Annotated in this window: 14 protein-coding genes, 1 rRNA gene and 1 riboswitch; all 15 genes read left to right on the top strand. The window is 42.3% G+C overall.

The features are described from left to right. The 15 genes from rrf to purN all read left to right on the top strand — a co-directional run bounded on the left by rrf (position 1) and on the right by purN (position 13633). Positions 1 to 116, top strand: a 5S ribosomal RNA gene (gene rrf / locus AUO94_RS04300). Positions 117 to 468: 352 nt separating this feature from the next. Next, positions 469 to 687 (top strand): helix-turn-helix domain-containing protein, encoded by a 219-nt coding sequence (locus AUO94_RS17220; protein ID WP_156423928.1) that lies wholly within the window; start codon positions 469 to 471, stop codon positions 685 to 687. Positions 688 to 892: 205 nt separating this feature from the next. Next, on the top strand, positions 893 to 1267 hold the full coding sequence (locus tag AUO94_RS17215) for an IS30 family transposase (RefSeq protein ID WP_470382023.1): 375 nt from the start codon (positions 893 to 895) through the stop codon (positions 1265 to 1267). Between the two features lie 1507 nt (positions 1268 to 2774). Continuing rightward, positions 2775 to 3296, top strand: coding sequence for a DUF2179 domain-containing protein (locus tag AUO94_RS04290; protein ID WP_058386945.1), 522 nt, complete (start codon positions 2775 to 2777; stop codon positions 3294 to 3296). Further along, positions 3293 to 3478: an NETI motif-containing protein gene (locus AUO94_RS04285; protein ID WP_058386064.1), complete on the top strand. Its 186-nt coding sequence runs from the start codon at positions 3293 to 3295 to the stop codon at positions 3476 to 3478. The genes AUO94_RS04290 and AUO94_RS04285 overlap by 4 nt, the downstream gene beginning before the upstream one ends. An 88-nt stretch (positions 3479 to 3566) precedes the next feature. After that, a riboswitch (purine riboswitch) is annotated at positions 3567 to 3667 on the top strand. A 138-nt stretch (positions 3668 to 3805) separates the two neighbouring features. Continuing rightward, positions 3806 to 4294, top strand: a complete 489-nt coding sequence (gene purE / locus AUO94_RS04280) for a 5-(carboxyamino)imidazole ribonucleotide mutase (protein WP_058386063.1) — start codon at positions 3806 to 3808, stop codon at positions 4292 to 4294. Then, positions 4291 to 5415, top strand: coding sequence for a 5-(carboxyamino)imidazole ribonucleotide synthase (gene purK / locus AUO94_RS04275; protein WP_058386062.1), 1125 nt, complete (start codon positions 4291 to 4293; stop codon positions 5413 to 5415). Before purE ends, purK begins: the two co-directional genes overlap by 4 nt. A 16-nt stretch (positions 5416 to 5431) precedes the next feature. Further along, positions 5432 to 6727, top strand: a complete 1296-nt coding sequence (gene purB / locus AUO94_RS04270) for an adenylosuccinate lyase (RefSeq protein WP_058386061.1) — start codon at positions 5432 to 5434, stop codon at positions 6725 to 6727. A 16-nt stretch (positions 6728 to 6743) separates the two neighbouring features. Continuing rightward, positions 6744 to 7460, top strand: coding sequence for a phosphoribosylaminoimidazolesuccinocarboxamide synthase (gene purC, locus AUO94_RS04265; RefSeq protein ID WP_058386060.1), 717 nt, complete (start codon positions 6744 to 6746; stop codon positions 7458 to 7460). Beyond that, complete coding sequence (gene purS / locus AUO94_RS04260) at positions 7457 to 7711, top strand: phosphoribosylformylglycinamidine synthase subunit PurS (protein WP_058386059.1); 255 nt, start codon at positions 7457 to 7459, stop codon at positions 7709 to 7711. Before purC ends, purS begins: the two co-directional genes overlap by 4 nt. Further along, on the top strand, positions 7708 to 8391 hold the full coding sequence (gene purQ / locus AUO94_RS04255; protein ID WP_049695147.1) for a phosphoribosylformylglycinamidine synthase subunit PurQ: 684 nt from the start codon (positions 7708 to 7710) through the stop codon (positions 8389 to 8391). Before purS ends, purQ begins: the two co-directional genes overlap by 4 nt. Then, the gene (gene purL / locus AUO94_RS04250; RefSeq protein WP_058386058.1) at positions 8375 to 10600 is read left to right on the top strand and encodes a phosphoribosylformylglycinamidine synthase subunit PurL; all 2226 of its coding nucleotides are present in this window, start codon (positions 8375 to 8377) and stop codon (positions 10598 to 10600) included. Before purQ ends, purL begins: the two co-directional genes overlap by 17 nt. Continuing rightward, the gene (gene purF / locus AUO94_RS04245; RefSeq protein WP_058386057.1) at positions 10576 to 11997 is read left to right on the top strand and encodes an amidophosphoribosyltransferase; all 1422 of its coding nucleotides are present in this window, start codon (positions 10576 to 10578) and stop codon (positions 11995 to 11997) included. Before purL ends, purF begins: the two co-directional genes overlap by 25 nt. 12 nt (positions 11998 to 12009) lie before the next feature. Continuing rightward, positions 12010 to 13071 (top strand): phosphoribosylformylglycinamidine cyclo-ligase, encoded by a 1062-nt coding sequence (gene purM, locus AUO94_RS04240; RefSeq protein WP_058386056.1) that lies wholly within the window; start codon positions 12010 to 12012, stop codon positions 13069 to 13071. Next, complete coding sequence (purN, locus tag AUO94_RS04235) at positions 13061 to 13633, top strand: phosphoribosylglycinamide formyltransferase (RefSeq protein WP_058386055.1); 573 nt, start codon at positions 13061 to 13063, stop codon at positions 13631 to 13633. The genes purM and purN overlap by 11 nt, the downstream gene beginning before the upstream one ends. Positions 13634 to 13662: the final 29 nt, after the last annotated feature.

Genomic DNA, 13662 nt, shown 5'->3' with positions numbered 1-13662 from the left:
TCCAGTGATGATGGCAAAGAGGCCACACCCGTTCCCATCCCGAACACGGCAGTTAAGCTCTTTTGCGCTGATGGTAGTTGGGGGTTTCCCCCTGTGAGAGTAAGACGTCGCTGGGCACATGAAAAAAAGTCGTTACCGATTCCGGTAACGGCTTTTTTTGTGTAAAGAAAATAATGAATTAAATCTTCATGCACTTTGATTAAGCAATACATGAGGGGTGTTCTATTGAATACAACGTGCTCGTGCAAAAATGCCATAAGGATTTGCAGTCAAATCACATATAAAGTTGTCGGTCAACAGCATGCGTCGGAAGCCGATAAGCGATAAAGCTAGTATTTGGACAGTTTTTTAAAAGAAAATTGTAGATTGTCGTAGCCAGTCAAACACTTAGAAAATAAAAATAACTCAAGTGGGTACACCGTAGTTAACGCGAATCAACTAAAGGAGTATCCCCAGAGCGATGTCCACATGATATTACGGGAAGGTGTGCGAATCGAGTGTTATTGCCTGAAAGAAAAATCACTGTCCTATATAGCGAAACAGCTAGAACGAAGCAAAAGCACCATCCACTATGAAGTGAAACGCTGTAAGCTTTGCGACGCTCTGTTGGCACAGGCTGATTACGAGGCCAGACCTGAACTAGACGATCGGTCAATCAAGAAGACGATTATATCCTATCCAAACTAAAGCTCGACTGGTCACCAGAATGCCTCGTCGGACGGTACTGGAAAATGCATCAAAAATCTTTTCCCATCCGTGTTTCGAGCATTACCGGTAAGGGACTCTCGGCTTGTTCAACCTGTCCCAAAAGATACTGATCCGCAAAAAAGTTAAAGAATAACGAGGTGAAACACGAGGCAAGCTGCCTTGTCTGAAAAAAATCCATGCACGTTTGGCGCCTCGAAGCCAAGTGGGACATTGGGAAATCGGCACCGTCATCGGCATGTCGCACAAGAGCCAGATTCTCACATTGACGGAACGTACCACCCGTTTTGAGAGGAGCTATAAGTTAGCTGCGAAAATGGTAAGTGAAACCGCACAGGCCATCATCCATATGTTGAAAAACCTGCCAAAAAAAGTGGTGAAATCCATTGCCGCCGACCGAGGCACGGAATTTCACGGCTGGATCGAAGTGGAGAAAGCGTTGGAGATCCCGTTTTACTTCTCAAATCCGAGTGTTCCTGGTCAGCGTGTCACGAATGAGAACAGTAACGGTCGTATTCGGCGCACGTATCCAAAAGGAACTGACTTCAGCCGCATGACCTAAAAAGAGACATTGGACTTTCTACTGGTATTCCACCAGGTTCCCCGGAAAATATTGAATTACAATAGGTTCTTTGAGGTATTCATGAATTTCTTGCCATGTTCGACTTGAATTGACAATTTACGAATAGAACTTCACAAAGACACATAATCGGTATCTCAAACAGCTAGATGCTTGTGTCTTATACGTTTGACTGAGAAGCTTTAGTACATAGAAGTGTTGTTTGATTTAGGAGAAAAGGATTAGATGGCCCCAGCGCGTTTTACACATGGTAGCGATTGCTTTGACCGAAACGTCACAGACTGGTGACAACCCGGATTTCATGTTCTTCAAGGCCAGTGAAAAAGAAGATACGATGCCGATTCAGTGAGCGCGATTGTGACGTGCTTAGCCGGTAAGTAAAGTCACGTGTGACAGTGTATTTTTTTCCAGCAGGCGGTCGATAAGACGACATTCTCTTTCGTCTGGATAACGAAATTTTGTTTGCTGTTGAAGTAGATGGGATCTTGAAACGGGATAAGCCGAGAGTAGATAAATTTTCGCTAATCGGTCCATCGTGTACCAGACCGGTGTTTCTACCAAGCGATACGGCACGTAGCTTACATGGAGCTTAATGCCGAGCCTTTCACTGTGATAAAGCACCTATGAAAGACAATTTTCCCCTGCGATAAGGGAAGTGAAATGCACTAAAAGGAGCGAGTTAAGAATTTTGAACACACGTTGTGCTGGCCGATTGTATTTGTTTATAATCATAGAAAAATCCTGGTTCATTAGTTGATTATTTAATGCTTTTTTCTTTTTGGAAAGCGTTGAGTACTATTCCTGCGGAAGTTCCACCATTTCCGAAACTGCGTCACCAAGTACTTCATCTTATTTGTCCGTAGGAAGTTTTTGTGCAGTATCTTAGTACCTGATAAGTTCGGAGATCTGTTCTTCTATGAGAAATTTTTGAAGTGAATTTGGAAACAATATATGCTAGTGTATCTATCTATAGTAACTTGTCATGTTTCTGTGCATTGTTATTTTGTGTTGTACAGGTAGTAAAGCTTACCAAATAATTGCTGCTTGGGTATCGCATATAAAGAGTTAGGTCTAACGTCGGCAAATCGAAATCAAAGTGATTGTTTACCTGTTAGTTTATTTAAACGACGTCGAGCAACTAAATCTGGAAATCAAACTCTTTAGAGTTGCTTTAGAAATTGACTTTCAAGGATTTTTTAGAATAAAGTTAGTAGTTAGTTCGAAGACACACTATTAGTACCGACTATCGCCACGTTACCTAACCAATTTTATAAAAATTCTACTATCTCTACAAAGAGCCAATTGATAGTTACTCGCTATAGACAATTTGACGTGCTAGCGTTTGGAGTAGAAAAATATGAAGCATTAGACAAACACTTAATACACAAGGCTTTTCTCTCTTGCATTCTTAAGATTTTTAACATAGTATGAAAATTAATTGTTAATGAAAATCAGAGGGGTGTAAAGATTGGATATAAACCCATGGATTATGGTGCTAATAATTTTTTCAATCAATATTGTGTATGTAACTTTTTTCACATTGCGAATGATTATGACGTTAAAAGGCTATCGCTATTTAGCAGCAGCCGTTAGTATGGTAGAGGTTGTTATATACATAGTAGGACTTGGATTGGTTCTTGATAATCTTGATCAAATTCAAAACCTGGTTGCTTATGCATTAGGTTACGGATCAGGGGTTGTTATCGGTTCTAAAATCGAGGAAAAAATGGCTCTTGGTTATATTACGGTAAACGTTATTACGAGTGAAGCCGGAGAGTATTTGCCTAAGCAACTTCGCGAAAAAGGCTACGGTGTCACGGATTGGAATACCAATGGGCGTGACGGGGATCGGCAATCGATGCAAATTTTAACTCCGCGAAAAATGGAACTAAAGCTATACAAAGCGATTCAAGAGCTTGATCCAAAAGCTTTTATTATTGCGTATGAACCTAAAACAATTCATGGCGGATTTTGGGTAAAGTCAGTGAAAAGGGGCAACTTGTTTAAATGAGTAAGAATACAGTGTGGTTTGAAGTTGAAGAACATGAATCTATTTCGGAATGTCTGGATCGGATGAAAGCGGAAGGCTACGCAGCAGTTGGACGAAAAGAGGAGCCTCTGTTTCAGGAAGTAAATGGCCAACCAGTACCTATTAGGCAAATCGTCAAGTTTAAAGGAGATAAACTAGAATAAAGATAAGTCAGACCTTATAAAGACGAACGATTAAATAATTGTATAACTTATTGTTCGACTTTATCATTGACGTAGTTTCGTCGTCTTGTTATGATAAGTGAGGATACCCCATATATGCAGAAGAATTGGCTTCTGCGTCTCTACCAGGACACCGTAAATGTCCGGACTATGCGGGAAAGCAACTTATTGGTCGTAAAGCGAAGGATGTGCTTCTTTATGCCATCATTTAAAATTCGTATCATTTACAGTCCTTAAGTAAACTGCTTTTCACGTAATGTGAGCAGTTTACTTAAGGACTTTTTATTTTTTAAAAGGAGAGTGCAATCGATGAATCCGCGAATTGGCGTCATTATGGGAAGTACGAGTGATTGGGAAACAATGAAGCATGCGTGTGATGTATTAGATGAACTGGGATTAAGCTACGAAAAGAAAGTGGTTTCAGCGCACCGGACACCGGATTTAATGTTCAGCTATGCAGAACAAGCACGTGAACGTGGATTGCACGTGATTATTGCAGGGGCAGGCGGTGCTGCTCATTTGCCAGGTATGGTAGCAGCCAAAACAACTTTACCGGTTATCGGTGTACCTGTTCAATCAAAAGCGTTAAACGGCTTAGATTCCTTATTATCAATCGTTCAGATGCCTGGCGGAGTTCCAGTGGCGACTGTCGCTATCGGCAAAGCTGGAGCTGTAAATGCTGGGTTACTAGCAGCGCAAATACTGGGGACGGTAGATGAGCAGGCAGCACAAGCATTGCATGAAAGAAGAGATCGCATCACAGCAGCAGTTCTAGAAAGTTCGGGGGATTTGGTATGACAAAAACCATATTACCTGGACAAACGATTGGCATTATCGGCGGCGGTCAATTAGGACGCATGATGGCGCTTGCTGCAAAAGAAGCAGGATTTAAAATTGCTGTTCTCGATCCAGCTATGGATTCACCAACAGGTCAAGTTGCGGATATACAAATCGTTGCACCGTTTAATGATCAGCATGCGTTAGAAGAGTTAGCTGAAGTGAGTGACGTCATTACTTATGAGTTTGAAAATATAGATGTAGACGGGCTATCAAAATTAGCAGAAATCGCTTATGTGCCGCAAGGATCTGAATTGATTCGTGTGACACAAAATCGAATTGTTGAAAAACAAGCGATTTCTGAAGCTGGTGTTGTCGTGGCAGATTATGTTACAGCTTCTACGTTTGAAGAGTTAAAAGAAAAAAGTAGTCAATTGTCATTTCCATTCGTTGTGAAAACAGCACGAGGTGGGTATGACGGCAAGGGGCAACAAACTGTTTCTTCTATAGAAGAACTTTCTTTAGCCAAAAGATTATTCACAAATGGCGAATGTGTTGCTGAAGCTTTTGTAGAATTCACAAAAGAAATTTCCGTTATTATTCAACGCAACGTACACGGTGAAACAGCTATTTTGCCGATTGGTGAAAATATTCATAAAGACCATATTTTACATGAGACGATTGTTCCAGCAAGAATCGATAAAAAGACAATGGATGAGGCGAAAAAAGCAGCTGAAAAAATTGCGACTCATCTCAATATGGTAGGCACATTAGCCGTTGAAATGTTCGTGTTAGAAGACGGTGGCATTATCGTCAATGAATTGGCGCCACGTCCTCATAATTCAGGTCATTATTCAATCGAAGCGACAAACATATCGCAGTTCCATCAACATATCCGTGCCATTTGCGGCTGGCCACTAAGACAGCCAATCCTTTGGTCTCAAGCAGTAATGGTCAACGTGTTAGGTGAGCATGTCGCGCCACTTGCTTCAAAAATAGCACAATTTCCAAATTGGTCGATTCATTTGTACGGAAAAGACGAAGCAAAGCAGAAACGGAAGATGGGACATGTTACGATATTAACGGAAGACTTAGAGGCAACTTTAGGTGAAATAGATAGATCTGGCATTTGGCCAGAATAATTGGAGGAACTAATTTATGATCGCACGTTACACAAGACCCGAAATGGGCGCAATTTGGACAGAAGAAAACAAATACAATGCATGGCTAGAAGTTGAAATTTTAGCATGTGAAGCTTGGGCAGAAATCGGAGATATTCCGAAAGAAGACGTAGCCAAAATTCGTAAAGACGCTTCTTTTTCAGTAGATCGCATTTTGGAAATTGAAGAAGAAACACGTCATGATGTAGTTGCTTTTACAAGAGCAGTATCCGAAACGCTTGGCGAAGAACGCAAATGGGTTCATTACGGCTTAACTTCAACAGACGTTGTTGATACCGCATTGTCTTACTTGTTAAAACAAGCAAACGTCATTATCCGTAAAGACTTAACAAACTTTATCGAAATTCTTGCGAATAAAGCAAAAGAACATAAAATGACGGTCATGATGGGCCGTACACATGGTGTGCATGCAGAACCAACAACTTTCGGTTTGAAACTTGCATTATGGCACGAAGAAATGAAACGTAACTTAGAACGTTTCGAAGCGGCAGCAGCTTCAATTGAAACAGGCAAAATGTCTGGTGCAGTTGGAACGTACGCTAATATTGATCCATTTGTTGAAGCATATGTCTGCAAAGAGTTAGGTCTTGCAGCATCACCTATTTCCACACAAACATTGCAACGCGATCGTCACGCACAGTATTTAAGTGTACTCGCATTGATTGGTTCATCTGTTGAGAAATTTGCGACAGAAATTCGCGGATTGCAAAAATCGGAAACACGCGAAGTAGAAGAGTTTTTTGCAAAAGGCCAAAAAGGTTCTTCTGCAATGCCACATAAACGTAACCCAATCGGTTCTGAAAACATGACGGGCCTTGCACGTTTAATCCGTGGCTACATGCTAACAGCTTACGAAAACGTATCTTTATGGCACGAACGCGACATTTCGCATTCATCAGCAGAACGTGTGATTTTACCAGATGCAACGATTGCGCTTAACTACATGTTAAATCGTTTCGGTAATATCGTGAAAAACTTAACAGTGTTCCCAGAGAACATGAAACGCAATATGGATTCAACGTTAGGTTTGATTTATTCACAGCGTGTGTTGTTGGCATTGATCGATAAAGGGATGGCTCGCGAGGCAGCTTACGATACCGTTCAGCCATGTGCGATGGAAGCTTGGGAAAACCAAACGCATTTCCGCAAAATTGTGGAAGCAAATGACACGATTACAGCTAAGCTATCTAAAGAAGAATTGGATGATTGCTTTGATTACAATCACCACTTGCAACAAGTAGACATGATTTTCAACCGACTTGGATTAAACTAAACGGGGGCTTCTGAAAATGGAAAAAGGTCAGCTATTGTACGAAGGAAAAGCAAAACGCCTGTATGCAACGGATGAACAGGGAATTTTGTGGGTGGAATATAAAGATTCAGCAACGGCTTTCAACGGTGAGAAAAAAGAAGAAATTACCGGGAAAGGCATTTTGAACAATAAAATCACGTCACTGATTTTCACAAAATTGCAGGAAGCAGGCATTGCGTCTCATTTCGTTAAGCAATTGTCTGATCACGAACAATTGGTGCAAAGTGTAAGCATCATTCCATTGGAAGTAGTGGTCCGGAACATCACAGCGGGCAGCATGGCCAAACGTCTTGGCATTGAAGAAGGCGTGGCCATTAGCCGTCCGGTTGTGGAGTTCTATTTGAAAGATGATGAATTGGGCGATCCACTAATTACAGATGATCATGTTGATATGCTAAAGCTGGCAACTGCAGAGGAAGTGGCAGTGCTCAAGCAAAAGGCACGCGAAATTAATGAAGTGTTAATCGGCTTTTTTAAAGAAATTGGCGTAGATCTTGTTGATTTTAAAATTGAATTTGGCCGTGACAAAAATGGTCAAATTTTATTGGCAGATGAAATTTCGCCGGACACTTGCCGGCTTTGGGATATGAAAACAAAACAAAAGCTTGATAAAGACGTATTCCGCCGCAATCTTGGGAATTTGACAGAAGCGTACGAACTCATTTTAACTCGTCTAGGAGGACAACACTCATGAAAAAAGTAAAAGTATACGTAACATTACGTGAAAGTGTATTGGACCCGCAAGGTTCTGCAGTTATGGGCTCTCTTCATAAAATGGGCTATGATGAAGTGGCAGATGTACGAATTGGCAAATACCTAGAATTGGTTATTGAAGACAGCGAACGCAATGTAGATTCTTTAGTAAATGAATTATGTCATCGACTTTTAGCAAACACTGTAATTGAAGATTACCGTTATGAAATTGAGGAGGTTGTCTCGCAATGAAATTCGCAGTAATTGTTTTCCCAGGTTCGAATTGTGATTTGGACATGTACCATGCGGTCAAAGATGAATTAGGTGAAGAAGCAGAGTACGTATGGCATGACTCAAAAGATTTGAGCAGCTATGACGGGATTTTACTACCAGGCGGATTTTCATACGGCGATTACTTGCGTTGCGGCGCGATCGCTCAATTCTCTGGAGTCATGGATGAAGTAAGAAAAGCGGCTGAAGCAGGCAAGCCGGTTCTTGGAATCTGTAATGGTTTCCAAATCTTAACGGAAGCGGGTCTTTTGCCAGGCGTTCTTTTACGTAACAAAAACTTGAAGTTCATGTGCCGTACTGTTGGATTGAAAGTAGAAAACAACAATACCTTGTTCACAAATGAATACGAACAAGGTGAAGAAATCCAAATTCCAATCGCTCACGGAGAAGGCAATTATTATTGCGATGATGCGACATACAATCACCTTAAAGAAAACAATCAGATCGTCTTTACGTATGCAGATGATTTTAACGGCAGTCGAAACAACATTGCAGGAATCATTAACGAACGCGGAAACGTGCTAGGCATGATGCCGCATCCTGAACGTGCAGTATCAGAGTTAATCGGCGGCAAAGATGGCTTGGCTTTATTTAGATCAATCGTTAAACAGTGGAGGGAATCACATGTCAGTCATGCTTGAACCAAATGCTGCTCAAATAAAAGAACAAAAAGTATATCAACAAATGGGCTTATCGGACGCGGAATTTGAAATGGTTGAAAAGATTTTAGGAAGATTGCCAAACTATACGGAAACAGGTTTGTTTTCAGTTATGTGGTCTGAGCATTGTTCGTATAAAAACTCGAAACCCGTTCTTGCGAAATTCCCGACTAAAGGTGAACGTGTTCTTCAAGGACCTGGTGAAGGTGCTGGGATTGTCGACATCGGTGACGGACAAGCGGTCGTTTTCAAAATGGAATCGCATAACCACCCGTCAGCTATTGAACCTTATCAAGGAGCGGCTACTGGAGTTGGCGGCATTATTCGTGATGTCTTTTCAATGGGCGCACGTCCAATTGCGTTGCTGAACTCATTACGCTTTGGTGAATTAACAACACCCCGCGTGAAATACTTGTTTGAAGAAGTTGTTGCGGGAATTGCCGGATACGGAAACTGTATCGGAATTCCAACAGTGGGCGGAGAAATTCAATTTGATGAATGTTACGATGGCAATCCATTAGTGAACGCGATGTGTGTCGGATTGATTAATCATGAAGATATTCAAAAAGGAATTGCCAAAGGTACAGGTAACCCGGTCATGTACGTTGGCGCTAAAACAGGACGCGACGGCATTCACGGAGCCACTTTTGCTTCTGAAGAATTAACGGATGGCTCTGATAAAAACCGTCCTGCAGTACAAGTGGGTGACCCGTTTATGGAGAAACTGTTGCTTGAAGCTTGTTTAGAACTAATCAAGTCAGATGCGTTAATCGGGATTCAAGATATGGGTGCTGCTGGACTGACTTCTTCTTCAGCGGAAATGGCTTCTAAAGCAGGTTCAGGAATCGAAATGGACCTGGATCACATTCCACAACGTGAAACAGGGATGACAGCATACGAAATGATGCTTTCTGAATCACAAGAACGGATGTTAATCGTGGTTAAAGCTGGTCGTGAGCCTGAAATCGTTGAGTTGTTCGAGAAATACGGCTTAGATGCCGTGACAGTCGGTACGGTAACAGATGATTCGACATTACGTTTAAAACATAAAGGTGAAATTGTTGCAGAAGTTCCTGTTGACGCACTTGCAGAAGATGCGCCGGTTTACCATAAGCCTTCAGCTGTACCTGCGTACTTTACAGAGTTCCAACAAATGGACAACGTAGAGCCAAAAGTAACGGATTTCAATGAAACCTTAACCGCTTTATTAAAACAACCGACGATTGCTTCTAAAGAGTGGGTTTATGATCAATACGACCACCAAGTGCGCACAAGCACTGTGGTAAGCCCAGGGTCGGATGCTGCAGTTGTCCGTGTCCGTGGTACGAACAAAGGTTTAGCCATGACGACTGACTGTAACTCTCGCTATATTTACTTGGATCCAGAAGTGGGCGGTAAAATTGCGGTAGCAGAAGCAGCACGTAATGTTGTCGTATCAGGTGCGAAACCACTTGCGATTACAGATTGCTTAAACTTTGGGAATCCAGAAAAACCAGAAATCTTCTGGCAGTTAGAAAAAGCAGCAGACGGTATGTCTGAAGCATGTACCATCTTAGATTCTCCAGTTATCGGCGGAAACGTCTCGTTATACAATGAAACAAACGGTACGGCTATTTATCCAACACCAACAATCGGTATGGTCGGGCTTGTTGAAGACCTTGCACATGTAACAACGCAAGACGTTAAAACACAAGACGACTTTGTTTACTTGATTGGTGAAAGCTTTACAGAATTTGGCGGAAGTGAATTACAGAAGATGGTCGAGGGACGTATTTTCGGTAAAGCACCAGCGATCGATTTAACAGTCGAAGCACAGCGCCAACAAGAAATTTTATCGGCGATTCAACAAGGACTCGTTGCATCTGCACATGACGTTGCTGAAGGTGGCGTGGCTGTTGCATTAGCTGAAAAAACCTTTGGTAACGAATTAGGCATGGAAGTCACGTTGTCTGGATCTGCAACAACTGCTTTGTTCAGTGAATCGCAATCACGCTTTGTGGTAACAGTTAGCCCAGAAAACGCAGAACAGTTCGAGAAAGTCGTATCAGATGCTAAGAAAGTCGGCCAAGTCACGGGAGACAAATTTGTAATCAACGGTGAAGACGGTACGACTTGGATTAACGAATCCGTCGCAACGCTTCGCTCAGCTTGGAAAGGAGCTATCCCATGCTTGCTGAAATCAGAAGCTTAAATGAAGAATGTGGTGTCTTTGGAATATGGGGACATCCGAATGCGACGCAATTGACGTATTACGGATTGCACGCTTTACAACACCGCGGTCAAGAAGGTGCTGGAATTGTTTCAACTGATGGAGAAGCTCTTCTCCCATTAAAAGGTGAAGGCATGGTCAGTGAAGTGTTTACGCCTGAAAAAATAGAGAAAATAGCAGGACATGCCGCAATTGGCCATGTTCGCTATGCAACAGCAGGAGGCAGCGGCATTGAAAATGTCCAGCCTCTGCTCTTTAACTCAACTACTGGTAGTTTGGCGATTTCACATAACGGTAATTTAGTCAATGCCACGCAGTTAAAAGGACACCTAGAACGTCAGGGCAGTATTTTCCAAACAACTTCAGATACAGAAGTGTTGGCACATTTAATTAAACGAAGCGGCTATGCGACGTTTGAAGAGAAAGCGAAAAATGCGTTGTCTTTATTAAAAGGCGCTTTTGCTTGTGTAATTTTGACTGAAGAAGCGATGTATATTGCGTTGGATCCAAATGGCTTACGTCCGTTGTCTCTTGGTAAATTGGGGGATGCGTGGGTAACGGCTTCTGAAACGTGTGCGTTTGATATTGTAGGAGCAGAATTTGTTCGTTCGGTTGAACCAGGTGAATTTTTGATCATTACGAAAGACGGCATGCGTGCAGAACGTTTTGCTTATCCAGAAGAGCGTTCGATTTGTACGATGGAATATGTTTACTTTTCTCGTCCTGACTCGGATATCGATGGCATTAACGTTCACGCAGCAAGAAAACGTTTAGGCGTTCAATTAGCAAAAGAAGTACAAATTGAAGCGGACGTGGTAACAGGTGTTCCGGATTCGAGTATTTCAGCTGCCATTGGCTATTCTGAACAAAGCGGGATTCCGTATGAACTTGGCATGATCAAAAACCGTTATGTCGGACGTACCTTTATCCAACCTTCACAAGATTTGCGTGAACAAGGCGTGAAGATGAAACTTTCGCCAGTGCGTCAAGTTGTGAAAGGCAAACGTGTGATTATGGTGGATGATTCAATTGTTCGTGGTACAACGTCACGACGCATTGTCAACTTACTAAAAGAAGCAGGTGCGACAGAAGTTCATGTGGTGATTAGTTCACCGCCAATCAAAAATCCATGCTTTTATGGCATTGACATTAGCACAGCAGGCGAATTAATCGCGGCTAACAATACAATAGAAGAAATGCGAGAAATTATTGGTGCAGATTCGTTAACATTCTTATCGGTTGATGGCATGGTTCAAAATATTGGACGCACAGATCCTGGATCAAAATGTGGGCATTGCCTAGCTTGCTTTACAGGAGAATACCCAACCAATATTTATCCAGATACCGTATTGCCGCACGAAAAAGAAAAAGTGAAATAAGGGGGAACCGGTGTGTCAAAAGCATATGAAAAAGCAGGCGTCAATATCGAAGCTGGCTATGAAGCAGTAAACCGCATGAAATCGCATGTAGAACGGACAGCGCGTAAAGGAATGCTCGGTGCGTTTGGTGGATTTGGCGGTATGTTCGATTTGTCTGAGCTAAATTTGAAGGAACCGGTTCTTGTTTCCGGAACGGATGGCGTGGGCACAAAACTAAAGCTTGCGTTCATGGCAGACCGTCACGATACAATCGGCATTGATTGTGTTGCGATGTGTGTCAATGACATCGTTGCACAAGGTGCGGAACCTTTATTTTTCTTAGACTATATCGCTGTCGGTAAAGCAATTCCTGAGAAAATTGAACAAATCGTTAAAGGCGTAGCGGATGGCTGTGTGCAATCGGGTGCCGCATTAATTGGCGGAGAAACAGCAGAAATGCCAGGACTTTATGAAGAAGATGAATACGATATTGCTGGGTTTGCGGTCGGAGCTGCGGAGAAATCCAAAATCGTTACAGGCGAAAAAATTGCAGCTGACGATGTATTAATCGGTCTTGCATCTAGCGGCATTCATTCAAACGGTTATTCGCTTGTACGTCAAATTGTATTTGAGCAAAATCAATTTACGCTAGATCAACAAGTTGAAGGTTATGAGACGCTTGGACCAATTGGTGATGCATTGTTAACACCTACGAAAATTTACGCGAAAGCTGTAGCTGCGATTGGCAAGGAGATTGAAATTCACGGCATGGCACATGTGACAGGTGGCGGATTTATCGAGAACATTCCACGGATGATGCCAGAAGGCTTAGGCGCAGAAATTTCACTTGGCAGCTGGCCAGTACTTGATATTTTCAAGTTGCTGAAAGAAAAAGGCGAGTTGGCAGACCGCGACTTGTACTCAGTTTTCAATATGGGAATTGGTTTTGTTGTAGCTGTAGCACCTGAAAACGCTGAAAAAGTGTTGGAAATCGCTAAAGCGAATGGTGAACAAGCTTACCAAATTGGTCGGGTTTCAAGTACTGAAGGCGTGCAATTCCAAGGACAACAGGACGGCACATTGGATGAAAACTAAAACAAAGATTGCTGTTTTTGCATCTGGCAATGGCTCTAATTTTCAAGCCATTGTCGATGCGATTACGGACGGTAACTTAGAGGCTGAATTAATGCTTGTTGTAACCGACAAGCCACAAGCGTTCGTAGTAGAACGTGCGAAAAAAGCAGGGGTGGCATCTTTTTCTTTTATTCCTTCTAAGTATGACTCCAAGCAACATTACGAAGAAATGTTAAAAGAAAAACTGCAAGCACTTGGAGTAGAATGGATTATCCTTGCAGGCTATATGCGCTTGATTGGCCCGGTTTTACTTGAAGCATATGAAAACCGCATTGTGAATATCCATCCTTCTGTTTTGCCCGCGTTTCCAGGAAAAGATGCAATCGGGCAAACACTTGCAGCAGGGGCAGAAAACGCAGGCGTCACAGTGCATTATGTAGACGCTGGAATGGATACAGGCAACATTATTGCACAACAATCGTTTCCGGTATTAGGTCGTGGACGTGAAGAAGTCGAGCAACAGATCCATCAGATTGAACATGAATTATATCCTGCAACATTGCAGCAATTATTCGACCGGTAAACTGTCGGTCTTAATCTATAGGAGGACTA

The sequence above is a fragment of the Planococcus kocurii genome (assembly GCF_001465835.2).
Taxonomy (GTDB): Bacteria; Bacillota; Bacilli; order Bacillales_A; family Planococcaceae; genus Planococcus; species Planococcus kocurii.
Note: the sequence above shows the minus strand (reverse complement) of the source record. Positions and strands in the feature narration are given on the sequence as shown.